Below are 25,502 nucleotides of genomic sequence, written 5' to 3' on the forward strand. Positions count from 1 at the left end.
CGCTTGCGCGGGCCGTTTCATATCTCGCGATCGCGCCGACGATCAGGCGGCGAACAGCGCCTTCATCTTCTTCAGCGCGTTGGCTTCGACCTGACGGATGCGCTCGGCGGACACGCCGTACTCGTCGGCCAGTTCCTGCAGCGTCACCTTGTGCTCGTCGTCGAGCCAGCGGCGGCTGATGATGTCGCGCGAGCGCGCATCCAGCGTGGCCATGCCTTCGCGCAGCAGCTCGAGCTTGCTGCCCTCGCTGTCGCGACGCTCGTAGGCCTGCGCGGGATCTTCGTCCTGTGCGACGAGATAGGCGACCGGCGCCGGCGGCGCGTTGTCGTCGTCCTCGCCCGCGGGCGCGTCGAAGCCGATGTCGCGACCGGACAGGCGCGATTCCATCTCGAGCACTTCGCGCTCGGACACGTTCAGATCGGCAGCGACCGCACGGACCTCGCTCGCGTTGAGCCAGCCCAGGCGCTTCTTGCTCTTGCGCAGGTTGAAGAACAACTTGCGCTGCGCCTTGGTCGTGGCGACCTTCACGATGCGCCAGTTCTTCAGGATGAACTCGTGCATCTCGGCACGGATCCAGTGCACAGCAAAGCTCACCAGGCGCACGCCCACATCGGGATCGAAACGCTTGACCGCCTTCATCAGGCCGATGTTGCCTTCCTGGATCAGATCGCCCAGCGGCAGGCCGTAGCCGTTGTAGCCGCGGGCGACGTGCACGACGAAGCGCAGGTGCGAGTGCACCAGTTCGCGCGCGGCGTCGAGATCGTCGTCGTCGCGGTAACGCTGCGCGAGTGCCTGCTCGTCTTCGACCGACAGCACCGGAATCTGGTGCACGGCGCCGATGTAGGCATCCAGCGAACCCAGCGGGTTGAGGGTCGGGAGGCTGTTGGCAACCAGGGCGTGGGACATGGTCTGCGTGCTCATGGGGAGGGATGTTAGCAGTCGATACATCTGACTGCTAAGACGCACAAGAGTTCCCGAACGTTCCATTCACAGAACGACGGCGGGATTTTCGTTGACTTCTGTTCACGGTCGAGATTGTGGTATTCCCCGACCGTGCTTTAACGTCGTGGACGCAAGTCTGCGGATCAGGCCGCCAACCTCGCATGAAAACCGCCGTATTCAGGTCCAGTCGGCGGCGCAACGGATCGTCTCGCGCGCCGCATCGAGCTCGGGCGTCTCGACGACGATCCGGGTCCGCCGATCCAACGTGCAGCCCAGGCCCAACTCGAGCAGCGTCGCGTGGGCGGCCCGCAGGCCCGCGCTCGTGGCCGCCTCGAGCACGCCTTCGGCACCGGCCGCCTCCAGCAGCAGGGGCGTTGCGCGCGGTGCGAGCAAGGCGGGCCGCGTCGCCGCCTCGCGCAGCACGATGCACTGCAGCAGGAATTCCAGATCGACCAGGCCGCCCCTGCCCTGCTTGAGGTCGAAGCGGTCCCCGACGCTGCGGTCCAGCTCGGCGCGCATGCGCCGCCGCATCGACAGCACGTCCTCGTGCAGCTTCGCCGGATCACGCGGCGTCGCCAGGATGTCGCGGCGGACGTCTTCGAACGCGGCCGCCATATCGTCATGCCCGGCCACGAAGCGTGCACGCACCAGCGCCTGGTGTTCCCAGGTCCAGGCCCGCTCGCGCTGGTACTCGGCGTAGCTGGCCAGCGACGAGACCAGCAGCCCCTTGCCGCCGTCCGGGCGCAGGCGCACGTCGACGTCGTAGAGGCGGCCGCCACCGGTGACGGTCCCCAGCAGCGCGACGATCTTCTGCCCCAGCCGCGCGGCCCAGCGCTGTGCATCGAGCGGGCGCGCACCGGTGGACTGCGCAGCGGCGGGCGCGTCGTAGAGGAACACGAGGTCGAGATCGGAACCGAAGCCGAGTTCTTCGCCGCCGAGGCTGCCGTAGCCGATCACCGCGAACCGCGCGTCGGGCAGCGCGCCATGCGTGGATTCGAGATCGCGCATCGCCAGCGCGAGTACGGTGTCGACCACCGCGTCGGCCAGCCACGCGAGCTGGCGGGTGGCGTCCTGTCCGGACTGGCGTCCGTCGAGTGTCGCGAGCGCGATGCGGAAGCTCAGCTGCTGGCGGGTCTCGTTGAGATCCAGCAGGCCGGCTTCGAGATCCGGCTGCCGCAGCGCACGCGCGCAGGACTGGGCCATCTCGCCACGCTGCAGCAGCGGGCCCTCGTCGCGCGTGTCGAGCAGTTCGTCGAGCAGCAGCGGATGCGCGGCGAGCCGTTCGGCGAGAAAGGCGCTGCGCGTGACCACGTCGACCAGACGCGCGAGCGCGGCCGGGCGTTCGTCGAGCAAAGCCAGATAACTCGCGCGTCGCAGGATGTTGTGCAGCAGGGCGAGCAGGCGGCGGATCGCCTGCAGCGGACGGTCCGCGGGCGCGGATGCCTGCAGCAGCACCGGCATCAGCCGGTCCAGTCGCGTGCGTGCGCTGTCGGACAGATCGCGCACGCTCGGCGAACGCGCGAAATCGCGCAGCGCGGCGTCGACTTCGGCGCTGTCGGTAAAGCCGGCGGCGTCGAGCACCGCGCGCTCGCCGCCTTCGGGCAGCGCGCGCCAGTAGCCGGCGAGATCGTCGTCCGTCTCGACCGTCCGCTGCTGGCTGCGCACGGCGAACAGGGCGTCGAACTCCTGTGCGACCGACGCGCGCACAACGCGCAGCGCGTCGACGAGCGCGTCCCAGTCGACGTATCCGAGGCCGCGTGCGATCCGCAGACGATCCAGCGGATCGGCGGGCAGCCTGTGCGTCTGCGCATCGCGCAGCATCTGCAGCCGGTTCTCCAGCTGACGCAGGAAGCGGTACGCGCGTTGCAGCAAGGCCAGCGTGTCCGCATCGATCTGCGCGTGCGCGTGCAGGGCCTCGAGCGTGGGCAGCAGGCGCCGATCGCGCAGCGCCGGCTCGCGGCCGCCGCGGATCAGCTGCAGGGCCTGGGCGAGGAATTCGATCTCGCGGATGCCACCGTCGCCGCGCTTGATGTCGTCGGACAGTTCCTTGCGCGCGACCTCGGCCGCGATCATCGCCTTCATCTGGCGCAGGCCGTCGAGCGCGCCGTAATCGAGATAGCGGCGATAGATGAAGGGCCGCAGCTGCGACAGGAACCGCTCGCCGGCCTCGATGTCGCCCGCGACCGGCCGCGCCTTCTGCCAAGCGTAACGCTCCCAGTCGCGGCCTTCGTGCTGGAAGTACTGTTCCATCGCCGCGAAGCTCAACGCGATGCGTCCGGCATTGCCGAACGGACGCAGACGCAGATCGACGCGATGGCTGAAACCGTCGGCGGTGTTCTCGTCGAGCAGCTTCGCGAGCTGCTGGCCCAGCCGGGTGAAGTAGTCCTCGGCCGCGAGCGCACGCGCGCCATCGCTCTCGCCCGCGGTCGCGAAGCCGTAGATCAGATCGATGTCGGAACTGAAATTGAGTTCCCCGCCACCGAGCTTGCCGAGGCCGAACACGATCAGTCGTACGACGGTGCCTTCGGCATCGCGCACCTGGCCGTAGCGCTGCGCGAACTCGGCTTCCAGCGCGTCGAGCGCAAGCGTCAGGCAGGTGTCCGCCAGCGCCGTGCTGCCGGCGAGCGTCGCGTCGACATCGTCGAGACCATGCACATCGCGCCACACCAGCCGCGCCGAAGACGCTGTGCGATAGCGACGCAACAATGCCGGCCATTCGCTGCGATTGCCTGCGTCGAGCGTCGGTGACGCGATGCCGTGTTGCGCGTCGTCTTCCAAAAGTTGCGCGAGCACCTCCGGCTGACGCTGCAACACATCGAGCGCGAAATCGCTGGCGAGCGCGACCGGGCGGATGCGCGCGATGGCATCGGCATCGCTGCGGATGGTGTCCGGCAGCCGCGCGATCAGGCGGTCGATCTGGGCGTCGAGTTCGGGCGGCAACGGGGCGTCGGGCATCCGAGGATTGTCGCATCGCGATGCGGATGTCGCGTCCGGGCACATTGCGTGTCCACGCGGCTGCAAAAACATCAGGCAAAAAAAAGCCCGCGACCGGTAAACCGGTTGCGGGCCTTGCTCCCTCCCCCACGTCGGGTGCAGGGCGATAGTGAAAGAGTCGTTACCGCTTTGCACGCTGCATTGCAAAACGATACCGACGGGTTCAAAAATCGGCCGTATTCAGGGTGCAGGGCCGCGACGCAGGTCGCGCAGGATCTCGCGCGCGGCGTTGCGTCCGGGTAGGCCGGTGACGCCGCCGCCCGGGTGCGAGCCCGAGCCGCACAGGTACAAGCCGCCCAGCGCGCCGCGATAGTTCCCCTGCCCGAGCACGGGCCGTGCGCTGAACAACTGGTCCGGGCCCAGCGCGCCGTGGAAGATGTCGCCGCCGATCAGACCGAGCCGGCGCTCAAGATCGAGCGGCGTCAGCGCGTCATAGCCGAGCACGCTGCGGGCGAAGTTCGGCGCCTGCGCGTCCACCGTGTCGATCATCAACTTTGCAACCGTGTTCCGGTGCGCGTCCCAGCCGCCGTCGGCGGCGTCGATCACCGGATTGACGTGCTGGCAGAACAGGCTGGCGACGTGCTGGCCGGGCGGCGCGAGGCTGTCGTCGAGCGTGGACGAGATCACCAGTTCCACGACGGGCGCACGCGCCCAGCCGGGATTGTGTTCGCGCGATTTCGCATCGAAGTACGCGCGTTCGAAATAGCCGAGCGAATCGCCGATCAGGATGCCGCTCTGATGATGCGGTTGCAGCGTCGTGCCCGGCGCTGCTCGGAAATCCGGCAGTTCCGACAGCGCGACATTCATGCGGAACGTGCCGGAACCGCAGCGGTAGCGGCGGATGCGCGCGGTGGTGTCCTCGTCGAGATGTTCGGGTGCGACCAGGCGCGTGTAGAGCAGCTTCGGATTGAGGTTGGACGCGACCACGCCGGCGCGCAATGTGCGTCCGTCGGCGAGTGCGACACCGACCGCGCGACCGTCTTCTACCAGCACCTGCGCGACCTCCGCAGCGGTGTCGATCACCACGCCACGCGCGCGGCATTCGGTCGCGATCGCCTCGCTGATCGCACCCATGCCGCCGATCGCGTGACCCCAGACGCCGCTCTTGCCGTTGACCTCGCCGAACACGTGGTGCAGCAGCACGTAGGCCGAGCCCGGCGTGTAGGGACTGGCGAAATTGCCGACGATCGAATCCCAGCCCAGCGCAGCCTTCAGCGGTGCGCATTCGAACCAGTCGTCGAGCAGTTCGCCGGCGGATTTGGAGAACAGATCGAGCAGGTCGCGGCGGCCGCGCATGTCCAGCGATTTCAGCTGTTTCGCGACGGTCAGCGAATTGAGCCAGTCGGCGAGCACGAAGCGGTCGCTGACGTTGGGCGGCGTGGCGTGCATCAACGCGCGCAGCACGACGACGACGCGGTCGAGCATCGCGTAGTACTCGGGCAGACGCGCGGCATCGCGTGGCGACCAGCGCGCGAGTTCGGCCGCGCCGTCCGGGCCGCCGAGCCGGAATGCACGGCCGTTCGGCAACGGCAGGAAATTCGAGTACGGCCGCTCGACCACGCGCAGGCCGTGCTGCGCCAGCCGCAGATCCGCGATCACCTTCGGGTTGAGCAGGCTGACGGTGTAGCTCGCGAGCGAGTTGCGAAAGCCGGGATGGAATTCCTCGGTGACGGCCGCGCCCCCGACGACGCCGCGGCGCTCCAGCACGCGCACGCGCAAGCCCGCGCCGGCGAGATACGCCGCGCAGACCAGCCCGTTGTGGCCGCCGCCGACGACCAGCACATCGCAGTCGTCGCGGCGGCCGCTCATGCGTGCCGGGCCAGCGTGGACTGCACGAGATCGGCCAGCGTCGACGCGGCCTGCGGGCGACCGAGCGCGGCGGACGCACGCGCGGCGTCAGGCAACACGGTCGGCGATGCGAACGCCTCGGCGAGCAAGGTCGACAGATGCTCGGGCGTGAGTTCGGGTTCGGGCACGCACCAGCCGATACCGGCCGCGGCCAGCGTTTCGGCATTGCGGCGCTGCTCGTCACGCGAGCCGCCGGCGGGGATCGGGACCAGCACCGCAGGACGGCCGACGGTCAGCAGATCCGCGGCCGTGGTCGCGCCGGCGCGGGTGATCACCAGATGCGCATCGCGCAGCCGCGCGCCCATGTCGTCGAAGAACGGACGCACGGTCGCGTCGATGCCGGCCTCGCGCAAGGTGCGTTCGATCTGGTCGGTCGCGTCGCCCTTGTATTGCAGCGAGACCTGCAGACGTTGGCGGATCGATCCGGGCAGTTGCAGAAGCGCCGGCGGCACGACCTCGCCGAACACGCGCGCGCTCTGGCTGCCGCCGACGACGAGCAGGCGCAGAGGCGACGTCGCGTCGAGCACCGGATAGTCACCGCGCGCATCGAGGATCGCCTGGCGCACGGGATTGCCGGTGTCGACGATGCGGGCGGCATTGAAGCCGTCGAGACCCGCGGTGGCCGGGAACGACGTCGCCACGCCGTCGGCGAAGCGCAGCAGTTTGCGGTTGGCCATGCTCAGGCGCGCGCCCTGCTCGTGCAGCAGCAGCGGCAGCGCACGGCTCTTGGCCGCCAGCGCCGGCGCGAAGCTCGGATAGCCACCGAACCCGACCAGCAGACGCACGCCGCGACGGCGCATGTCGGCGCGTGCCTGCGCCGTCGCCCGCAGGATCGTCAGGCCGGCGGCCAGCTTGCCCGACAGCCCGCCTTCGAGGCTGCGCGCCGGCAATACGAGGTGGTCGAGTCCCGCCAGTGCCTGCGTATACGCGGCGCCGCGGCGCTCGGTGTAGATCACCACCGGATGTCCGCGGCGCTGCAGCTCGCGCGCCAGCGCCTCGGCCGGGAACAGATGTCCGCCGGTGCCGCCTGCGGCGCAGGCGATGGTGGGGAGCGTTGCGGGAGACACGTGCGACATGGACAACCTGGGGGATCACGACAGCGCACGACTATAGCCAGTGCGCCCGGCGCGTTCACGCCCGCGCGCGGCGCTCAGTCGTTCAGGGTGCGGGTCATGAAAGTGCTGAAGGGATCGTCGACGTAATCGCCGAACGGACCGCAGGGCGCGAAGCCGTGGCGCGCGTACAGCGCATGCGCCGGGGCGAACGCGGCGGCGGTGCCGGTTTCCAGGCTCAGCCGCCGCCAGCCCTGCGCGCGGGCCGTGGCCATCAGGTGCGCGAGCATCGCGGCGGCCACGCCCTGGCGCAGATGCGCGGCGTCGGTGCGCATCGACTTGAGTTCGCCATGCCCGTCGCCGAGATCCTTCAGCGCGCCGCAGCCCGCCAGCGCATCGCCGCGCCAGGCGCCCCAGAACGACACGCCCGGCGCACGCAGGCCGGACAGGTCCAGCGCGTGGATGCTTTCGGGCGGCGAGTGCAGGGCCATCGCATCGAGATGCGCCTGCAGCAGCGCGATGACGCGTGGATCGTCGAGGCCACCGGCGCGGATCTCCAGCATCGGCGCGGGCGCCTGCAACCAGGCCAGCTTGCGCGCACGCGGCTGGCGCTTGAGTTGCCACTCGGCGCGCGACGCACTGGCGCGATCGGGATATCCGCGGCTGGCGAGGATGCACACCGGCGGGTTGCCGCGCGTGTACTTCGCGCCGCGGCCTGCCGCGTGGGCCTTGAACCGCGCGTCGAGATCATTGGTGATGCCGGCATACCAGCTGCCGTTGCGGCATTCGAGCAGGTACAGGTGCCAGGGCGACGGTGCGGTCATCGCACCGATTATCCACACGCGCGCGGCGCTGTCAGCGGTCGAGTCGATCGAACGAGAACAGCGCCGCCAGCGGATGTTTGCGCCGCTCGATCAGCGCCCGCAGCAGACCCGCGCCCAGCATCGAATAGGTGATGCCGTTGCCGCCGTAGGCCATCGCGAAATGCACGCGCTTGCCGGTCGCGGCATGCGGGCCGAAGAACGGCAGACCGTCGTCGGTTTCGGCGAAGGTGCCGGCCCAGGAGAACGTGGGCGTCAGGTCGAGATCCGGACGGATCTTCGCGATCTGTTTCATCAGCACGCGCGCCTTCTTCTCCACCCGCGCATCGCGCCGCGCGGGCACGTCGACATCGTCGTCCTCGCCGCCGATCAGCAGGCGCCGGTCGCCGGTGGTGCGCATGTAGAGGTAGGGCCGCGCGGTTTCCCAGACGAGGGTATGGGTGAGCGGACCCAGCTCGGCTTCGGAGATCGGATCAGTGACGAAGGCGTAGCTGCTGCGGTTGCGCGCGACCTGTTTGGGCAGCCAGTGCTGGCTGGCATACCCGGCTGCGATCACGACATGGCGGGCGCGGATGCGCGCACCGTTGTCGGTCGTCGCGACGACATCGCGCGGCCGCGCATCGAGGCGCAGGATCGCGGTGCGGTCGAACACCTGCGCGCCGCGCTTCACCAGCCGTGCGAGCAGCCGTGACGCGAAACGGTAGGGATCGACCTGCGCCGCCTGCCTGCTGCGCAGCGCAGCGGGCGCGTCGATCATGTATTCGGCTTTCAGCGGTTCCGATTCCAGATACTCGATGTCGAAGCCGTGGCGTTTACGCGCTTCGTATTCCTCGCGCAGGCTGGCGACGTCGCGCTTGCGGCTGGCGTAGTACAGGCTGTCGGCACGTTCGAAATCCACGTCGCGTAGGCCGCGTGCGACCTCGCCCAGCATGTCGATCGATTCGCCGCAGGCGCGATACGCGAGCGCGGCATCGTCCTCGCCGTAACGCTTGGCCAGATCCACCAGATGGGTGTCGATCTCGTACTGCAGCAGCGCCGTGCTCGCGGCCGTGCTGCCCCAGGCGATGTCGCGCTGCTCGACGACGACCACCGAATGCCCGTGCGTGGCGAGTTCGTCTGCGATCAGTGCGCCGGTGATGCCGCCGCCGACGACCAGCACGTCGCAGGCCACGTCGGCTTCGGGCCGCGGGAATGCGTGCATCAGCCCGTTGCGCACGGCCCAGAAGGGATAACCGCTCTTGAGGTCCATGCGCGCGCATCGATGGGAGGTGCGGCAGTCTGGACGCGCCCGCGTGAACACGCTGGTGACAGCCTCCGACGACAGCCGCAGCCGCTGCCCGCTAGACTGCGCGCCCCCGCCCGACCCGTGCCGTGATGCCCGTCGTTCCCGCTCCCGCCTCCACCGCCCTGCCGTCGACCGAGTGGGACGTCATCGTGCTCGGCGCGGGCGCCGCCGGCCTGATGGCGGCGATCGCGGCCGGCCAGCGCGGCCGCCGCGTGCTGGTGCTCGACCACGCGAACAAGGTCGGCAAGAAGATCCTGATGTCGGGCGGCGGCCACTGCAATTTCACCAATACCGGCACGACGCCGGCGCAGTACCTCTCCGACAACCCGCACTTCTGCAAGTCGGCGCTGGCGCGCTACACGCCGCAGGATTTCATCGAACTCGTCGATCGCCACGGCATCGCCTGGCACGAGAAGGAACTGGGCCAGCTGTTCTGCGATGGATCGTCGAAGCAGATCGTGCAGTTGCTGCTCGACGAAGCCGATGCCGTCGGCGTGCAGGTGCGCACGCACTGCACGGTGCAGCAGCCGCGGCGCGTCGACGACGGCTACGTGATCGACACCGCGGCCGGGCGTCTGCGCTGCACCTCGCTGATCGTCGCGACCGGCGGGCTGTCGATTCCGAGCATGGGCGCGACCGGCTTCGGCTACGAGCTCGCACGCAGCTTCGGCCACACGCTGGTGCCGACGCGCGCCGGCCTGGTGCCGCTGACGCTCAGCGGCAAGCATCAGGAACGCCTGGACGAGCTGTCCGGTGTCGCGCTCGATGTCGAAGCGGGTTGCAACGGCGCGTTCTTCCGCAACCGCATGCTGGTCACGCACCGCGGCATCAGCGGCCCGGCGATCCTGCAGATCTCGTCCTACTGGCAGCCCGGCGACGATCTGCGTCTGGACCTGCTGCCCGGCCGCGATGCGCTGACGTGGCTGCAGACGCAGCAGGCCGAGCGCCCCGGCACCGAACTCAAGAACGTGCTGGCCGAACTGATGCCGCGACGATTCGCCCAGCGCCTGTGCGAGATCTGGCTGCCGAACCGGCCGATGAAACAGTTCACCCCGCCGCAACTGCAGGACACCGCCGCGTTGCTGCAGGCCTGGCCGCTGGTCGCCAGCGGCACCGAGGGCTACCGCACCGCCGAAGTCACGCTCGGCGGCGTGGATACCGGCGGCGTGTCGTCGCGGACGATGGAATCGCAGCATGCGCCCGGGCTGTACTTCATCGGCGAAGTGCTCGACGTCACCGGCTGGCTCGGCGGTTACAACTTCCAGTGGGCCTGGGCCTCGGGCATGGCGGCGGGCAGCGTGGCCTGACAGCACTCCTGGAGCAGCGCGCTTGCGCGCGACGCGGCTGGACCGGAAAAGCCCCTCGCGCAAGCGCGCTCCCACAGGGTTGATGTATCCGCTCAGGCCGCCTGCGCGTCGGCGCGCGCACGGCGCGTCCGCACCGCATCGGCCAGACGATCGAGCGTGCGCACCGTCGTGTCCCAGTCGATGCAGCCGTCGGTGATGCTCTGGCCGTAGACCAGCGGCGTGCCCGGCACCAGCGCCTGCTTGCCCGCCACGAGATGGCTCTCGATCATCGCGCCGACGATGCGGCGCTCGCCGCCTTCGAGCTGGCGCGCGATGTCGTCGATCACCTTCGGCTGGTTGTCCGGATTCTTGCTGCTGTTGGCGTGGCTGGCGTCGATCATCAGTGCCGCGCGCTGGCCCTGCGCCTGCAGCACGCCGGACGCCGCCTCGACATGCGCCGCGTCGTAGTTGGGCACCGTGCCGCCGCGCAGGATCACGTGGCAATCCGGATTGCCGGACGTCGAGGCCACCGCGCAGTGCCCGTCCTTGCCGACGGCGAGGAAATGGTGCGGATGCGAGGCCGCGCCGACCGCGTCCACCGCGATGCGCACGTCACCGCCGGTGCCGTTCTTGAAGCCGACCGGACACGACAGGCCCGACGCCATCTCGCGATGCACCTGGCTCTCGGTCGTGCGCGCACCGATCGCCCCCCAGGCGACCAGATCGGCGAGGTACTGCGGGCTGATGATGTCGAGAAATTCGACGCCGGCCGGCAGGCCCAGCGCATTGACCTCGCGCAGCAGGCCGCGTGCCAGACGCAGGCCCTTGTCGATGTGGAAGCTGCCGTCGAGATCGGGATCGTTGATCAGGCCTTTCCAGCCGATCGTCGTGCGCGGCTTCTCGAAGTACACGCGCATCACCAGTTCCAGCGCATCGCCGTGCGTGTCGCGCAGCGCGCGCAGGCGATGCGCGTACTCCATCGCCGCGATCGGATCGTGGATCGAGCATGGGCCGACGACGACGATCAGACGGTCGTCCTCGCCGTGGAGGATCGCGTGGCAGGCGGCGCGGGCGTCGGCGACGGTCGTCGACATCGCGTCACTGCAGGGTAGTTCGGCGAGCAGCGTGGCGGGCGGGGTCAGCGGTTGCAGGTCGCGGATGCGGAGGTCGTCGGTGTGCGGGGGCATGGTCGATCTCGGAAACGGAAAGGCTGGAAACGAAAAAAGCCGCCAGGGTCTCTGGCGGCTTCCGGGAAAACGTGCGACCTGGTGTCAGGGCGCGCGCGGACCGTCCGCCGCCTGTGGCGTCGGAAACGCATACCAATAGAAAAAGCTGGCGGGGCGCGAGGTCATGGCGTCATTGATACCACGGCATTCCGCGCGGCGCGACGGTTGCAGTCGCGACCATCGCGGCCCGCTGCCGTCATTCGGGCAACAGCGGCGGCCGCGATTCGTACCAGTCGCGCGCACCGGCGATGTGCAGCTTGCGGTCGCCGCCCTGCAGCTCGACGCCCATGCCCAGCACGCCCCAGCGCGCGTACAGATCGCCGTCCGGCGTGCCGTCGGCGATGCGCAGGCGCGCCTGCATGTCGATGCGGTCGTTGCTGGCCTGCACGCGGTCGAACACCAGCTCGTTGCCGCGCAGCCGCAGATCGCCGGTCGCGTGCGCTTCGCCGGAATCGATCAGATTGCCGATCCAGCGCGGGAACACGCTGCGCTCGGCGAACAGCCCCAACAGCACGCTGACGTCACGCATGTCGACGCGGCCGCGGCCGCTGACTTCGAAGGGCTCGCGCCAGTCCAGCGTGCCGTTCTCCAGCGCGAGCCGCGCCCACCAAGGCGCGTCGTCGCCACCCGACCCGTCGAGACGTACGCCGTCGAGACGCAGCGCCATCGCATCGATCCTGTAGCGCCGTCCGAAGCGCTGCATGCGCGACAGGCGGCTGTCGAGATCGACATTGCCCGACAGCTGCGACGGTCCCAGCGCCACGCGCACATCCTGCCCGCGCACGCGCATGCGCCCGCCGAGCATCTCGCCGCCGTTGTCCAGTCGGATGTCGCCGCTGGCATGCCCGCTGCCGCCGACCAGACGCGCACTGTCGCCGGGCAGATAGCGGTTGTAGGTGCGCAGGTCCGGCACCTGCGCATCGTCGAAACGCAGCCGCGCATCGAGACGTTCGTGGAATTCGGCCAGCGCACCGGTGGAACTCAGATCCAGCCGCAGATCGCGACCGCGCAGATCGATCCGGTCGGGCGCCGATTCCGGCGCGAGCGTGAAGCGGTCGAGCACGATGCCGATCGTCGTGCGCTGGCCGGCCTGGGTGTCGTCGCGCATCCGCATGCGCGCGTGCGCGTTGCCGCTGAAACGATTGTCGAGCACGCGCGCGGTCAGCGCGGCATCGTCGAGATCGATGCGGCTGCCGGGCTGCAGCTGCCCGTCGTGCAGGCGCACGTCGGCATCGAGATCGGCGCGCCCGTCGAAGGCCAGCCAGTCGACGTCGCGCAGGATCACGTCGATCCAGCGCAGCGGCACCGCCGGCCATTGCGTCTCCACCGTCCCGCCCAGCGCGCGCACCGGTCGCAGCCAGTCATCGGGACCGATGCGGCGATCGGCGACACGCAGGTCGGCGCGCAGCCACGGCGTGCCCGACGCCGGCGCGGGCACGCGCGCGGCCACGAGGATCGCGTCCGACGAGGTGCGCAGGGCCACGCCCAGCGGATGCCGCAATGGCGTGCCATCGGCGGCGCTGGAATACACCGGCGCCGACCAGTCGAGCTGGCTACCGGGCATCAGCACGCCGCGTTCGAGCGTCAGATCGGCACGCAGATGCCCGACGAAACCGGCGGTGCCGATCGGCAGGGCGTCGTCGTTGCGCGCGACCAGATCGATCCCCGGCGCCGGCCCGTCGACGCGCATGCGCGCATCGAGCAGTACGAGTTTCTCCTCGCCCTGCGCCTGCTCACGGATGTGGGCGGGAATCGCGATCTCGAAATCGAGCATGCCCTCGCGCAGCACGGTCACGTCGCTGATCTGCAGGGTCGCGTCCGGCATCCTCAGTGTGGACGGACCGACTTCCATCGCGCCGCCCTGCAGCGTCTTCTCGAACTCGAAGCGCGCCTCGCCGTGCCCGGTCACGCGCGCATCGTAGAAATCCAGCCGCAGCAGGCTCGGCGTGGTGATCGCGGCGAAGCGGATCGTCCACGGCGACTTGCCGGGACGCACCGTGCTCGGCAGATCGTGCGGCGTGCGGGCGACGTGGACCGACACGTTCTGCGCGCGGATCCTGCCGAACGTGATCTGGCGCCCGAGCAGCGGCAGGATCCGGATGCGCCCGTTGGCGCGCGGACTGGCGACCGTCCACACGTTCGTGCGCGCATGACCGCCCATGACGATGCCGCGTGCGTGGATGTGCCCGGGATACAGACTCATCGCCCAGTCCCAGCGCGCATGGAAGCGCTCGGGCTTGCGGTTGATGATGTCCGCGCCGAACGTGCTGTTGAGGAACACGTTCGCGGCGACGAGATACAGCAGATACAGCACGCACGCGACGAGCGCCGCACGACGCAGGCCGCTGCGGTGCACGCGCCACCACGGATCGGGAGAAGTCGCCGGCATGTCGCGAGCATGGCCGATCACCGGTGACGGCTGCCTGCACGCGACACGGTGGAGCCCTTACAGACGGCCCGGATACGCGCGAAAAAAAACCCCGCCTCGCGGCGGGGTTCTTCGTGCAACGGTGCAGCGGATGGGGCTGGATCAGAAATCCATGCCGCCCATGCCACCCATGCCGCCGCCGCCCGGCATCGCCGGCTCTTCCTTCTTCGGCAGCTCGGCGACCATCGCTTCGGTCGTGATCATCAGACCGGCGATCGAGGCCGCGTTCTGCAGCGCCGAACGGGTGACCTTGGTCGGATCCAGGATGCCGAACGCGATCATGTCGCCGTATTCGCCGGTCGCGGCGTTGTAACCGAAGTTGCCGCTGCCGTCCTTGACGGCGTTGAGCACGACGCTCGGCTCTTCACCGCAGTTGGTGACGATCTCGCGCAGCGGGGCTTCCATCGCACGCAGGGCGATCACGATGCCGTGGTTCTGGTCCTCGTTCGCACCCTTCAGACCGTGGATGGCCTGCAGCGCGCGCACCAGGGCCACGCCGCCGCCCGGGACCACGCCTTCTTCGACCGCTGCGCGCGTGGCGTGCAGGGCGTCTTCGACGCGGGCCTTCTTTTCCTTCATCTCGATCTCGGTCGATGCGCCGACCTTGATCACCGCAACGCCGCCGGCCAGCTTGGCCACGCGCTCCTGCAGCTTCTCGCGGTCGTAGTCGGACGAGGTGTCCTCGATCTGCGCCTTGATCTGCTTGATGCGGGCTTCGATGCCACCGGTTTCGCCGGCGCCGTCGATGATCGTGGTGTTCTCCTTCGAGACCTGGATCTTCTTGGCACGGCCGAGGTCGGCGATGGTCGCCTTCTCGAGCGTCAGGCCGACTTCCTCGGAGATCACGGTGCCGCCGGTCAGGGTGGCCATGTCTTCGAGCATCGCCTTGCGACGGTCGCCGAAGCCCGGCGCCTTGACGGCGCAGACCTTGACGATGCCGCGGATCGTGTTGACGACCAGGGTCGCCAGCGCTTCGCCTTCGACTTCCTCGGCGACGATCAGCAGCGGCTTGCCGGCCTTGGCCACGCCTTCGAGGACGGGCAGCAGGTCACGGACGTTCGAGATCTTCTTGTCGTACAGCAGGATGAAGGGGTCATCCAGCTCGGCCGACATCGACTGCTGGTTGTTGACGAAGTACGGCGACAGGTAGCCGCGGTCGAACTGCATGCCCTCGACGACGTCGAGTTCGTTGTCAAGGCCCGAGCCTTCTTCAACGGTGATCACGCCTTCCTTGCCGACCTTCTTCATCGCGTCGGCGATGATCGTGCCGATCGACTCGTCCGAGTTGGCGGAGATCGTGCCGACCTGTGCGATCGCCTTGTCGTCGGCCGTCGGCTTGGACAGGTTCTTCAGCTCGGCGACGGCGGCCTTGACGGCCTGGTCGATACCGCGCTTGAGGTCCATCGGGTTCATGCCGGCCGCAACGGCCTTCGAACCTTCGCGGATCAGCGCCTGCGCCAGCACGGTCGCGGTGGTGGTGCCGTCACCGGCGTTGTCGGAAGTCTTGGACGCGACTTCCTTGACCATCTGCGCGCCCATGTTCTCGAACTTGTCGGCCAGCTCGATCTCCTTGGCGACGGACACGCCGTCCTTGGTGATCGTCGGCGCGCCGAAGCTCTTCTCGAGCACGACGTTGCGGCCCTTCGGGCCCAGGGTTGCCTTGACGGCATTGGCGAGAATGTTCACACCACGCACCATCTTGGAACGTGCGTCTTCGCCGAAGCGGATTTCCTTCGCAGCCATTGCGGTATTACCTCAGAAATGAAAGGGGATTGAAGGGCGGGCGGTGCCCGCCGGGGTCGATCGCGGGATCGCGCGGACGCGGTGCGTCCGCCGCGGATCAGCCGACGATCGCGAGGACGTCGTCTTCCTTGACGATCTTGTATTCGATGCCGTCGGCCTTGTAGGCGCTGCCGGCGTACTGGCCGTAGATCACGATGTCGCCGACCTTGACCTTCGGCGCGCGCACGCTGCCGTTGTCCAGGGCCTTGCCTTCGCCGACGGCGACGACTTCACCCTTGGTGGGCTTTTCCTTCGCGTTGTCCGGAATCAGGATGCCGCCGGCGCTCTTCTCTTCGGCCTCGACAGGCTTGACCACGATGCGGTCGTAAAGCGGCTTCAGGTTGCTCATTACAGCCTCGCTAAGTAATTGATTGGAAAGAAATCGGTCGCCAATTCTAGCACTCGCACATGGCGACTGCCAGAAACCGCGGCGCACGCACCCGGCAGAGCCGGGACCGGACGGGAGATGGGCACGGGGAATCGGAATGCAAGGGCGGCCGAGGAAAAATGTCCGCATACCGATACGCCTGTGCCCGCTGCAACCGACAGGCACGCAATGACGCACGGCCGCCGCGAGGCCCAGTGGCCCGCGGAACTCAGGATGTGTCGACGTGGCCGCCCCATCGGCGCGACGCCGGCGCCGGGCGAGCGGCGTCAATCCGTCGTCAGCGGAAGCGCCACGCCGCGAGCAACATCGTCTCGCCGTCGTTGGGCTGCTTGATGCTGGCGTTGGAGATGTGCCGGGCCAGCAGCGAGAACCGCTCCCAGCGCCAGCCGACGGTGCTGACGAACTGCGGATTGCCCGACAGCGCGCTCGTGCGGCCGGCCTGCACACCGACGCCGAAACCGGCGACGAAGCCGTTGTCGCGCTCGTAGCGGGCGCCGCCGTGGAACACGCCGGCGTCTTCGGACAGATCGAAGCGCGTGTTGTCGCGGCCGCGCACGTAGACCGCGCCGACGTCCCAGCGCAGCACACCATTCTGCGTGCGGCGCCATTCCGGCAGCCAGGCCACGCTGGCGACGAAGGTGGTTTCGTTTTCCCGCGTCGCGGACGCGCCGACAGCGATATCGACGGGCGCGCTCTGGGCGGCGGCGGGCAGTGTGGCGCAGGCCAGGAGGGCTGCGGCAAGGAGAGAGAGGATCGGGCGCATCGAACTCTGTAGGAATCGCCAGGCGATTCGGCTGGTTTGGGGAAGGTCAGTAATTATACCGACCGGTTCAGTAATGCGTGCGACATCTTTCTCCCACTGGCGGGATGCTGCGTCCGCACGGCGGCGCGCCAGCGTGGGCGGCGGCGCGTGGAGACGCCGTGCACGGCCCGCGTGGCGTCGCCTTCGGAGGCCTCTGCCGTCGCGCCCGGACGCAGGCCTGCGTCCGGGCGCGTCTCGATCGGCATCGCCGCTGCGCTCGCGCCGCTCGCCGAGCGGGATGACAGGCGCTGAACCCGCGTTCGGGCATCGGCCGTGGCGGCCTGCGATACTGGCGCGATGCGTGCGCCCTCCTCCGATGCCATGTCCGGCCGCGATCGCCGGCCCCGCTCCTTCACCGCGTGGCTGATGGCCTCGGTGCTGCTGTTCGCCGGGCTGCCGGCCTGGGCACAGGGCATCGGCTTCGACGACGTGCTGCCGGTCGACGAAGCGCTGCAGGTCTCGGCCGAGGCCGTCGCACCGGGCCGGATCGAGATCCGCTGGACCATCGCCGACGGCTATTACCTGTATCGCCATCGCATGGGCGCGCGGGTCGAGAGCGGCTTCAAGACCAATCCGCTGCAGTTGCCGGCCGGCCGCAAGCACACCGACGAATTCTTCGGCGAGGTCGAGACCTATCGCGGCCGGGTCACCGGCGTGCTGACCGGCGCGGCGGCCGACGGCGTCGACACGCTGCAGGTCGAAGTGAAATACCAGGGCTGCGCGGATGCGGGCATCTGCTATCCGCCGCAGACGCGCGTGCTGCAAGTCGCATTGCCGGGCGGCACTGCGGGTGCCGCACGCGCGCCGGCCGCGAGCGATGCCGGCTTCGCCGCATTCGGCCAGGCCCTCGGCGGCAACAGTGCCGGCCGCACGCCGACGCTCACCGGTGCGAACGATTCCCTGCCGCCGGAACGTGCGTTCGCGTTCGAGGCCATCGCGGGCGACGGCGACACGATCCTGCTGCGCTTCACCCCGGCCAAGGGTTACTACCTCTATCGCGACCGCAACCGCTTCGAAGTCCGCGGCGCCGACGGCATCCGCGCCGGCGCGCCGCGCTGGCCGAAGGGGCAAGCGCATCACGACGCGCACTTCGGCGACGTCACCGTCTATTTCGACCAGGTCGACGTGCCGCTGCCGCTGGTGCGCACGACGGCCGAGGCCGCGCAGGTCGAGGTCGTCGCGACGTTCCAGGGCTGTCAGGACGAGGGCATCTGCTATCCGCCGATGACCCGCACCGTGCGCGTCGCCTTGCCGGCGGGCCGTGTGCAGACGGTGGCCGAAGCCGCGGCTGCGCTGGCGGGCGCTGCATCGACTGGCGACCCCGCTACGACGGACGCGACCGACACTGCGGCCGACATCTCGACATTTGAAAGCCCGTCGCCTGTTGCAACCGGAGACACCGACGCGTCGACTGCAGACGCAGAGACTTCCAATGCCAGCGCCGACAACGCGGCGCGCACGCGCCCGCCCGCCGCCACGTCGATCGGCCTGTTCGCCGCCCTCGGTCTGGCGCTGCTCGGCGGCGTGCTGTTGAACCTGATGCCCTGCGTGCTGCCGATCCTGTCGCTCAAGGTGCTGGGCATCGCGAAGAGTGGCGGCAGTCGCGCGGCCGCGCGCGCGCATGCGCTCTGGTACACGGCCGGCGTGCTGGTGGCGTTCGCGCTAGTCGGCCTGCTCGCGATCGCCCTGCGCGCCGCCGGCCAGGCGATGGGCTGGGGCTTCCAGTTGCAGCAGCCCTGGTTCGTCGCGGCGCTCGCCTATCTGATGTTCGCGGTGGGCCTGAGTCTGTCGGGTGTCTTCAGCCTCGGCGGGCGCATCGGCAACGTCGGCCACGCGCTGGCGGGACGCACCGGCCCGGTCGGTGATTTCTTCACCGGCGTGCTGGCCTGCGTGGTCGCCAGCCCTTGCATCGCGCCCTTCATGGGCGGCGCGCTGGCCTATGCGTTCACCGCGTCGACGCCGATGGCGCTGGCGGTGTTCCTGATGCTGGGCCTGGGCCTGGCGCTGCCGTTCCTGCTGATCGGCCTGGTGCCGGCACTGGCCGACCGCCTCCCCAAGCCCGGCGCGTGGATGGAGACGCTGAAGCAGGTGCTGGCGTTCCCGATGTATCTCACCGCGCTGTGGCTGGCCTGGGTGCTCGGCAAGCAGCGCGGCGTCGATGCGATGGCGCTGCTGGTCGCGGGTATGACCGTGCTCGCGCTGGCGCTGTGGTGGTTCGAACGGCGCCGCTGGACCGGCCACGCCCTGCATCGCGGACTCGCGCTGGCGCTCGCGCTGCTGGCCCTGCTGCCGGTGATCGCGGTCGGCCGGCTGACGACGCCGGCGACGGCGAACAACACGGCCAGCGAAAGCGGCACGCACGTCGCCTACTCCGCGCAGCGCCTGGCCGCCTTGCGCGCCGCCGGCACGCCGGTGTTCGTCAACATGACCGCCGACTGGTGCGTGACCTGCAAGGCCAACGAGCGCCGGGTGCTGTCGGGTGCCACGTTCAAGACCGCGATGGCCGATGCCGGCGCGACCTACATGGTCGGCGACTGGACCAATGTGGATCCGGAGATCGGCGCCTTTCTCGAGGCGCATGGCGCGGTCGGCGTGCCGTTGTACGTGGTGTATCCGGCCGGCAGCGGTGACGGCGTCGTGCTGCCGGCGCTGCTCAGCGATGCGATCGTCGTCGACGCGCTCGGCCGCACGGGATCGGCGCAATGAAGGTCGGCCCGCTGACGGTCGTCGCGATCGCGGTCGTCGCCGGCGGTCTCGGCGTGCTCGCCAGCCTCTTCGTCGGAGGACCCGGCCCGCTGCTTGGCACCGAGACCGGACAACGTCTGTATGCCGATACGCTCAGCGCCACCGCGCCTGCGCCGCCCGAGGGTGTGACCGTCGCGCGTCGCGGCGACGTCATCGCGCCCTTCGAGGTCGCCGGTCTCGACGGACCGACGCTGCAGATGCCGGCCGCCTACGCCGGTCGACCGGTGCTGGTGAATCTGTGGGCGAGCTGGTGCGGGCCCTGCATCGAGGAAATGCCCGAACTGGACCGCTTCGCCCGCGAACAGGGCCAGACCGGCGTACAGGTACTCGGCATCGCGCTCGACGATGCCGAGGCCGTGCGGGCATTCCTCGAGCGGATTCCGGTGCGCTATGCCATCGCGCTCCATGCGCCCGGCCCGGCCGATGCCGGTGTGCGCCTGGGCAATCCACGCGGCGTGCTGCCCTACACAGTGCTGCTCTCGCCGGACGGGCGGTTGCTCAAGCAACGGATCGGCCCGTTCGCCCACGGCGAGATCGACGACTGGGTCGCGCCCTGACGCGGAAAATTCAAACGGACGTTTAAAATCGTCAAACGTCTGCGAACTGGACACCATCGGGGACATCCCGCAGACTTCGCGCACCTGCCGCACCGCGTTCCCGATGGCCTCGATCCTCGTCCTGCACGGCCCCAACCTCAACCTGCTCGGCACGCGCGAGCCGGCGGTCTACGGGTACGCGACACTGGCCGACATCGACACCGCGCTGCAGACGACCGCGCAGGCCGCCGGCCATACGCTGGAGAGCCTGCAGTCGAACGCCGAGCACGTGCTGGTCGACCGGGTGCAGGCCGCCCGGAGCGACGGCACCGCGCTGATCCTGCTCAATCCGGCCGCGTTCACCCACACCTCGGTGGCCCTGCGCGATGCGCTGGCCGCGATCGCCCTGCCGTTCTACGAGATCCACCTGTCGAACCCGCACCGCCGCGAGCCGTTCCGCCATACCAGCTATTTCAGTGATCTCGCCATCGGCGTGGTCTGCGGCTTCGGCGCCGACAGCTATCGCTACGCGCTCGACGCCGCGATCGCCCGGCTGCGCGCCGGCTGACCCGATTCCCATCATCCTGTTCCGTATTCGCGCGGCTGCGCGACCCACGCAAAGAGAGAGGCCCGCATGGACCTGAGAAAGATCAAGAAGCTCATCGACCTGCTCGAAGAGTCCAACCTGACCGAGATCGAGATCAAGGAAGGCGAAGAGTCCGTGCGCCTGTCGCGCAACTCGGGCAATGCCGCCCCGATGATGTACGCCCCCGCGCCGGCCGCGGCCGCGCCGCGCGCGGCCGAGCCGGTGATGCCGATGAGCTCGCCGGTCGATGCCGCCACCGGCGGCACGCCGAAGGCCGCAGGCGACGATCTGCCCGCAGGCCAGGTGACCAAGTCGCCGATGGTCGGCACGTACTACGCCTCGCCCGCACCGGACAAGCCGGCCTTTGTGACCGTGGGCCAGCAGGTCAAGGCAGGCGACACGCTGGGCATCATCGAAGCGATGAAGATGTTCAACCCGATCGAGGCCGAGACCTCGGGCACGGTCGTCGCGATCCTGTGCGAGAGCGGCCAGCCGGTCGAATTCGACCAGCCGCTGTTCGTGATCGGCTGAGGCCGCCGCGATGCTGGAAAAAGTCGTCATCGCCAATCGCGGTGAGATCGCGCTGCGCATCCTGCGCGCGTGTCACACCCTCGGCATCCGCACGGTCGCGGTGCACTCCACCGTCGACCGCAATCTCAAGCACGTGGCGATGGCCGACGAGTCGGTCTGCATCGGCCCGCCGCCGTCCGCGCAGAGCTATCTCGACATGCCGGCGATCATCGCCGCGGCCGAGGTCACCGACGCCCAGGCGATCCATCCCGGCTACGGCTTCCTCAGCGAGAACGCCGATTTCGCCGAGCGCGTCGAACAGTCGGGTTTCATCTTCATCGGGCCCAAGGCCGAGACCATCCGCCTGATGGGCGACAAGGTCGAGGCGATCCGCGCGATGAAGGAAGCCGGCGTACCCTGCGTGCCCGGTTCCGGCGGCCCGCTCGGCGACGACGCAGCGACCAACGTCAAGATCGCCCGCGAGATCGGCTATCCGGTCATCGTCAAGGCGGCCGGCGGCGGCGGCGGACGCGGCATGCGCGTGGTCCACACCGAAGCCGCGCTGGTCAACGCGATCGCGACGACCAAGCAGGAAGCCAAGGCCGCGTTCTCGAACGACATGGTCTACATGGAGAAGTTCCTCGAGAACCCGCGCCATGTGGAGATCCAGGTGCTGGCCGACGGCCAGGGCGGCGCGATCCATCTGGGCGAGCGCGACTGCTCGATGCAGCGTCGCCACCAGAAGGTCGTCGAGGAAGCACCGGCACCGGGCATCACGCCCGAAGCGCGTGCGGAGATCGGCAAGGTCTGCGTGGATGCCTGCATCCGCATCGGCTATCGCGGCGCGGGCACGTTCGAATTCCTCTACGAGAACGGCCGCTTCTACTTCATCGAAATGAACACCCGCATCCAGGTCGAGCATCCGGTGACCGAACTGGTGACCGGCATCGATCTGGTGCGCGAGCAGCTGATGATCGCCTCGGGCCACAAGCTGTCGATCAAGCAGGAAGACGTGGTGCTGACCGGCCATGCGATCGAGTGCCGCATCAACGCCGAGGATCCGGAGACCTTCCTGCCCTCGCCCGGCACGATCCGTCACTTCCACGCGCCCGGCGGCCCCGGCGTGCGCGTCGACACGCACGTCTACGAAGGCTATGCGGTGCCGCCGAATTACGACTCGATGATCGGCAAGCTGATCGTGCACGGCGCCGACCGCGAGCAGGCGATCTGCCGCATGCGCGTGGCCCTGTCGGAAATGGTCGTCGACGGCATCAAGACCAACATCCCGCTGCAGCAGCGGATCATGCGCGACCAGGGCTTCGCCGCCGGTGGGCAGAACATCCACTACCTCGAGAAGCGCCTCGCCGAGCGCAAGAACAAGACGCTGGCCATCGGCTGAGTCGGCATCCGGGCGTCGCAGTCGCGGCGCCCGGCGGCGTCAGCCTTCGCGGTCGGGAAACGCGCGGCGCAAGGCCGCGTCCAGCCGGATCGGCCGCGCCCAGCGGTCGAAACTCGATACCAGCCCACGCCGCACGCGGGTGAAGGTTTCCGTGCCGCGGCCCGCCTCCAGTCTCGCGAGCACCTCGCTCCAGCCGCCGGCCGGATCGAGCCGCCATTCGCCGACGATCTCCCGGCACGTCCGCCCCAGCGCACGCGCCGTCGCACAGGCCAGATAGACGTCTGCCGGTCGCGCGCCGGCATCCAGCAGTTCGGTCACGAACGCGCGCGGCGCGCCCTGGTAGCGCACCAGCTCGTCGACGAAGGCGCCGCGATAGCGCCCGGCGTACGTATTGACGTCCGCCAGCCAGGTATCGAGCCAGTCGTCACCGCTCGCCGCCGTCCAGATCGCGACTGCCGCCGGTGCGTCCGCGACCGCCACCGGCGCATCGGTCGCGTCCTGCGCCATCGCCGGCAGGGCGATACCGGTCAGCAACGCGGCGATCAGGGCGGAGCGGATGTACATCGAAGGTCCTCGACTGGCCGGACGGGCGCATCGCGCGCGTTGTCCGGCATGAGCGTTGACGCGCCGCCTCGCGACGTGCCTGCGACACGCGGTGGACGACGATACCCCACGCCCGCAATCCAAGGACAGCCGTCATGACCGCATCCCGCCCGCAGAACCGCTCGACCCGATTGTGGCGCTGGGGCATCGGGATCGGCGTGGTCGCCGTGCTGCTGGGCGCGTGGTGGCTGGCCCTGGACCGCGTCGCTGCACGGATCGGACTGGACGCCGAAAACACGATGCGCGAACTGCCCCGCAACGCGGACAACCGCCTGCTGGCGGACTGAAGGGAATTCGAACCGCGCCGGCACGCGGCGCGGTGCTCAGCGCGCAGCGATGACCAGCGTGCCGGGACGTCCGCCCTGTTGCCACCAGTCGCCGGTGCCGGTCACGCGCAGCGCTATTGCGCCCTTGCGCATCGCCAGATCGTTGCCGACCTGCCCGTTCGCCACGTAGGCACCGATCACGTCGCGCGGATCCTCCACGCCACTGAAGCTCGCCGCGCCCGCATCGATGCGCAGCGTGTCACCGCCATGGGCCTTGACGCTGACCCGCACCGGCAAGGTCCGCCCGTCGGCGCAGCGGAGTTCGCCGGTGCCGCGTGCGGCGCGGTGATGCGTCGACCAGTTGCCGGCGGTGAACACCAGTTCGCAGGTCATCGGCTCGGCGGCGACACCGCTTGCAGGCGCGCCCGCGAACAGCACGCACGCGGCCAGGACCGCGACGAGCGGACCGTGGGTTTGGCGGAAACGGAGATGGCGGCGCATGGGCCAACGCTAGCAGAAGGTCCGGACGGACACACGCCGCAGTCGATGACTGCGGCGTGGCGGATGGCTGAATGCGGCGGGCCGCCGCGATGTGGCGCCGGACTCAGCGCCAGCGGCGATCGCGCGAGCGGTCCTGGCGCGGATCGTAGTACTGCACGGTGCAGCGGCCGCGACGGTCGCAGGTCTCGCGGCGCACCTGCTGCTGGTTGCGCCAGCCGTGGGCGGGCGCGTGGCGCGGCGGGCCGTGGCGATAATGGCGTGAGTCGTAGCGCGGCGCCGTGCGGTAGTAGACCGGACGACCGCGGTTGTCGTAGGACACGCGCAGCTGGTTGTTGTAGTCGCCGCGGTAGTAGGGCTGGTTGCCGCGCAGCACCACATCGGCGACATCGACGATGACCTGCACCAGGTCGTCGTTGGACTGGGCGTGCGCCGGCGCCGGCGCGAGTGCGGCGGCCGACAGACCTGCGGCGAGCAGGCCGGGCGCGAGCCATCGGGTCAGGGGATTGGTGATCATGGCGTCTCTCCAGTGGGCCGCCACCGCAGCGGCCATGGGTCCAACATGGCGCCCCGGGAATGAACAGGCATGCAATTTCGCGGCCTGCGGCCCCACAGACGCGGCCGCGTAAAGAGACGGTTCAAACTGTAAACGTTTCCCGACGATGGAAGCGTTTACGGCGCGGTTGCGCGACCTTGCCGATCAATCTTCGCGAGAGGCCGATGCGCGCGCGGCGAGCATCGCCACCGCGTCGGGCAACGCTTCGGGTTCGGCGACCACGCACATCCGCGCATCGAGTGCCGCGTCGATGTTCGCGTCCGTTTCATGCGCCCACGTCGTGCGATACGGCATGTGCACGCCCCAGCCGCCGAGCGCGAGCACCGGTGCGATGTCGGAGCGCAGCGAATTGCCGATCATCAGGAATTGCCCGGCGTCGATGTCGAACTCGGCCAGCAGGCGCGCATAGGTCGGCGGATCCTTCTCGCTGACGATCTCGATGCGCCGGAACAGATCCGACAGCCCCGAATCGCGCACCTTGGCTTCCTGGTGGAATAGGTCGCCCTTGGTGATCAGCACGACGTCGAAATCCGTGGCCACGGCTTCGACCGCCTGGCGGATGCCGGGCAGCAGTTCCACCGGATGCCGCAGCAGCCCCTTGGCCATCTCGACGATGCGATGCAGATCGAGCGCGGCGATGCGGCCACCGGTGATCTGCGTCGCCGATTCGATCATCGACAGCGTCATGCCTTTCACGCCATAGCCGAACACCGCGATGTTGGCGGTCTCGACCGCATACAGCGCATCGAGCACGCGCACATCGGCGAGATCGACGTAGCGGCCGACGATGCGCTCGAACTCGGCCTGCGCATCATCGAAATAATCCTGGCTGCGCCAGAGCGTGTCGTCGGCATCGAAGCCGATCATGCGGATTCCGGTCATGCGCCGATTATGCGCTGCCCGCGTGACACGTCACCGCGACGCGGGCACGAAAAAAGGGCGGCCCGAA

General features: G+C 69.1%; 22 protein-coding genes and 1 pseudogene. 7 read left to right on the forward strand and 16 right to left on the reverse strand.

Annotated features, from left to right (window positions below; translation table 11 throughout):
• Window positions 1–42: 42 nt before the first annotated feature.
• The 7 genes and pseudogenes from rpoH to AC3A5T_RS05015 form a co-directional block, all read right to left on the reverse strand.
• On the reverse strand, window positions 43–921 hold the full coding sequence (gene rpoH, locus AC3A5T_RS04985; RefSeq protein WP_487627620.1) for an RNA polymerase sigma factor RpoH: 879 nt from the start codon (window positions 919–921) through the stop codon (window positions 43–45).
• A 198-nt stretch (window positions 922–1,119) separates the two neighbouring features.
• Window positions 1,120–3,897, reverse strand: coding sequence for a bifunctional [glutamate--ammonia ligase]-adenylyl-L-tyrosine phosphorylase/[glutamate--ammonia-ligase] adenylyltransferase (gene glnE / locus AC3A5T_RS04990; protein ID WP_487627621.1), 2,778 nt, complete (start codon window positions 3,895–3,897; stop codon window positions 1,120–1,122).
• Window positions 3,898–4,116: 219 nt separating this feature from the next.
• Window positions 4,117–5,745, reverse strand: a complete 1,629-nt coding sequence (locus AC3A5T_RS04995; protein ID WP_487627622.1) for a phytoene desaturase family protein — start codon at window positions 5,743–5,745, stop codon at window positions 4,117–4,119.
• Window positions 5,742–6,860, reverse strand: a complete 1,119-nt coding sequence (locus tag AC3A5T_RS05000) for a UDP-N-acetylglucosamine--N-acetylmuramyl-(pentapeptide) pyrophosphoryl-undecaprenol N-acetylglucosamine transferase (RefSeq protein ID WP_487627623.1) — start codon at window positions 6,858–6,860, stop codon at window positions 5,742–5,744. Before AC3A5T_RS05000 ends, AC3A5T_RS04995 begins: the two co-directional genes overlap by 4 nt.
• A 74-nt stretch (window positions 6,861–6,934) precedes the next feature.
• Window positions 6,935–7,399: a GNAT family N-acetyltransferase gene (locus tag AC3A5T_RS05005; RefSeq protein ID WP_487627862.1), complete on the reverse strand. Its 465-nt coding sequence runs from the start codon at window positions 7,397–7,399 to the stop codon at window positions 6,935–6,937.
• A 9-nt stretch (window positions 7,400–7,408) separates the two neighbouring features.
• Window positions 7,409–7,660: pseudogene (locus AC3A5T_RS05010) on the reverse strand (GIY-YIG nuclease family protein); the annotation flags it as partial.
• 31 nt (window positions 7,661–7,691) lie between these two features.
• On the reverse strand, window positions 7,692–8,906 hold the full coding sequence (locus tag AC3A5T_RS05015) for an NAD(P)/FAD-dependent oxidoreductase (protein ID WP_487627624.1): 1,215 nt from the start codon (window positions 8,904–8,906) through the stop codon (window positions 7,692–7,694).
• A gap of 125 nt (window positions 8,907–9,031) precedes the next feature.
• On the opposite strand from AC3A5T_RS05015, the gene AC3A5T_RS05020 reads away from it, so the two are divergent.
• Complete coding sequence (locus AC3A5T_RS05020) at window positions 9,032–10,249, forward strand: BaiN/RdsA family NAD(P)/FAD-dependent oxidoreductase (RefSeq protein ID WP_487627625.1); 1,218 nt, start codon at window positions 9,032–9,034, stop codon at window positions 10,247–10,249.
• 92 nt (window positions 10,250–10,341) lie between these two features.
• On the opposite strand, the gene AC3A5T_RS05025 is transcribed toward AC3A5T_RS05020, so the two are convergent.
• The 5 genes from AC3A5T_RS05025 to AC3A5T_RS05045 form a co-directional block, all read right to left on the reverse strand.
• Window positions 10,342–11,415 carry a 3-deoxy-7-phosphoheptulonate synthase gene (locus tag AC3A5T_RS05025; RefSeq protein ID WP_487627626.1) on the reverse strand — a complete coding sequence of 358 codons (1,074 nt, stop codon included), beginning with the start codon at window positions 11,413–11,415 and terminating at the stop codon, window positions 10,342–10,344.
• A gap of 235 nt (window positions 11,416–11,650) precedes the next feature.
• Entirely contained in the window at window positions 11,651–13,843 is a 2,193-nt protein-coding gene (locus AC3A5T_RS05030) for an AsmA family protein (RefSeq protein ID WP_487627627.1), read from the reverse strand.
• A gap of 141 nt (window positions 13,844–13,984) precedes the next feature.
• Window positions 13,985–15,625, reverse strand: coding sequence for a chaperonin GroEL (gene groL, locus AC3A5T_RS05035; RefSeq protein WP_332079438.1), 1,641 nt, complete (start codon window positions 15,623–15,625; stop codon window positions 13,985–13,987).
• Between the two features lie 97 nt (window positions 15,626–15,722).
• Window positions 15,723–16,013 (reverse strand): co-chaperone GroES, encoded by a 291-nt coding sequence (locus AC3A5T_RS05040; protein ID WP_232147877.1) that lies wholly within the window; start codon window positions 16,011–16,013, stop codon window positions 15,723–15,725.
• Between the two features lie 316 nt (window positions 16,014–16,329).
• Entirely contained in the window at window positions 16,330–16,815 is a 486-nt protein-coding gene (locus tag AC3A5T_RS05045) for an acyloxyacyl hydrolase (protein ID WP_332079437.1), read from the reverse strand.
• Window positions 16,816–17,175: 360 nt separating this feature from the next.
• Between AC3A5T_RS05045 and AC3A5T_RS05050 the strand changes: the two genes are divergently transcribed.
• From AC3A5T_RS05050 to accC, 5 genes are all read left to right on the forward strand, one after another.
• The gene (locus tag AC3A5T_RS05050) at window positions 17,176–19,560 is read left to right on the forward strand and encodes a protein-disulfide reductase DsbD family protein (RefSeq protein WP_487627863.1); all 2,385 of its coding nucleotides are present in this window, start codon (window positions 17,176–17,178) and stop codon (window positions 19,558–19,560) included.
• The gene (locus AC3A5T_RS05055; protein ID WP_487627628.1) at window positions 19,557–20,156 is read left to right on the forward strand and encodes a TlpA family protein disulfide reductase; all 600 of its coding nucleotides are present in this window, start codon (window positions 19,557–19,559) and stop codon (window positions 20,154–20,156) included. The genes AC3A5T_RS05050 and AC3A5T_RS05055 overlap by 4 nt, the downstream gene beginning before the upstream one ends.
• A 103-nt stretch (window positions 20,157–20,259) precedes the next feature.
• A complete protein-coding gene (gene aroQ, locus AC3A5T_RS05060; RefSeq protein ID WP_487627629.1) occupies window positions 20,260–20,703 on the forward strand; it encodes a type II 3-dehydroquinate dehydratase in 444 nt (147 codons plus the stop codon).
• Between the two features lie 66 nt (window positions 20,704–20,769).
• Window positions 20,770–21,252: an acetyl-CoA carboxylase biotin carboxyl carrier protein gene (gene accB / locus AC3A5T_RS05065; protein WP_332079434.1), complete on the forward strand. Its 483-nt coding sequence runs from the start codon at window positions 20,770–20,772 to the stop codon at window positions 21,250–21,252.
• Between the two features lie 10 nt (window positions 21,253–21,262).
• A complete protein-coding gene (gene accC, locus AC3A5T_RS05070; RefSeq protein WP_487627630.1) occupies window positions 21,263–22,630 on the forward strand; it encodes an acetyl-CoA carboxylase biotin carboxylase subunit in 1,368 nt (455 codons plus the stop codon).
• 39 nt (window positions 22,631–22,669) lie between these two features.
• On the opposite strand, the gene AC3A5T_RS05075 is transcribed toward accC, so the two are convergent.
• Window positions 22,670–23,194, reverse strand: a complete 525-nt coding sequence (locus AC3A5T_RS05075) for a hypothetical protein (RefSeq protein ID WP_487627631.1) — start codon at window positions 23,192–23,194, stop codon at window positions 22,670–22,672.
• A gap of 134 nt (window positions 23,195–23,328) precedes the next feature.
• On the opposite strand from AC3A5T_RS05075, the gene AC3A5T_RS05080 reads away from it, so the two are divergent.
• Window positions 23,329–23,520, forward strand: coding sequence for a hypothetical protein (locus AC3A5T_RS05080; RefSeq protein WP_487627632.1), 192 nt, complete (start codon window positions 23,329–23,331; stop codon window positions 23,518–23,520).
• Window positions 23,521–23,556: 36 nt separating this feature from the next.
• Here AC3A5T_RS05080 and AC3A5T_RS05085 read toward each other — a convergent pair whose 3' ends face one another.
• From AC3A5T_RS05085 to AC3A5T_RS05095, 3 genes are all read right to left on the reverse strand, one after another.
• A complete protein-coding gene (locus AC3A5T_RS05085; protein WP_487627633.1) occupies window positions 23,557–24,000 on the reverse strand; it encodes a hypothetical protein in 444 nt (147 codons plus the stop codon).
• A 103-nt stretch (window positions 24,001–24,103) separates the two neighbouring features.
• Window positions 24,104–24,514, reverse strand: a complete 411-nt coding sequence (locus AC3A5T_RS05090) for a hypothetical protein (RefSeq protein WP_487627634.1) — start codon at window positions 24,512–24,514, stop codon at window positions 24,104–24,106.
• A 183-nt stretch (window positions 24,515–24,697) separates the two neighbouring features.
• The gene (locus tag AC3A5T_RS05095; protein WP_487627635.1) at window positions 24,698–25,435 is read right to left on the reverse strand and encodes an HAD family hydrolase; all 738 of its coding nucleotides are present in this window, start codon (window positions 25,433–25,435) and stop codon (window positions 24,698–24,700) included.
• Window positions 25,436–25,502 lie beyond the last annotated feature (67 nt).

The sequence above is a fragment of the Luteimonas sp. Soil_C_16 genome, from assembly GCF_057657295.1.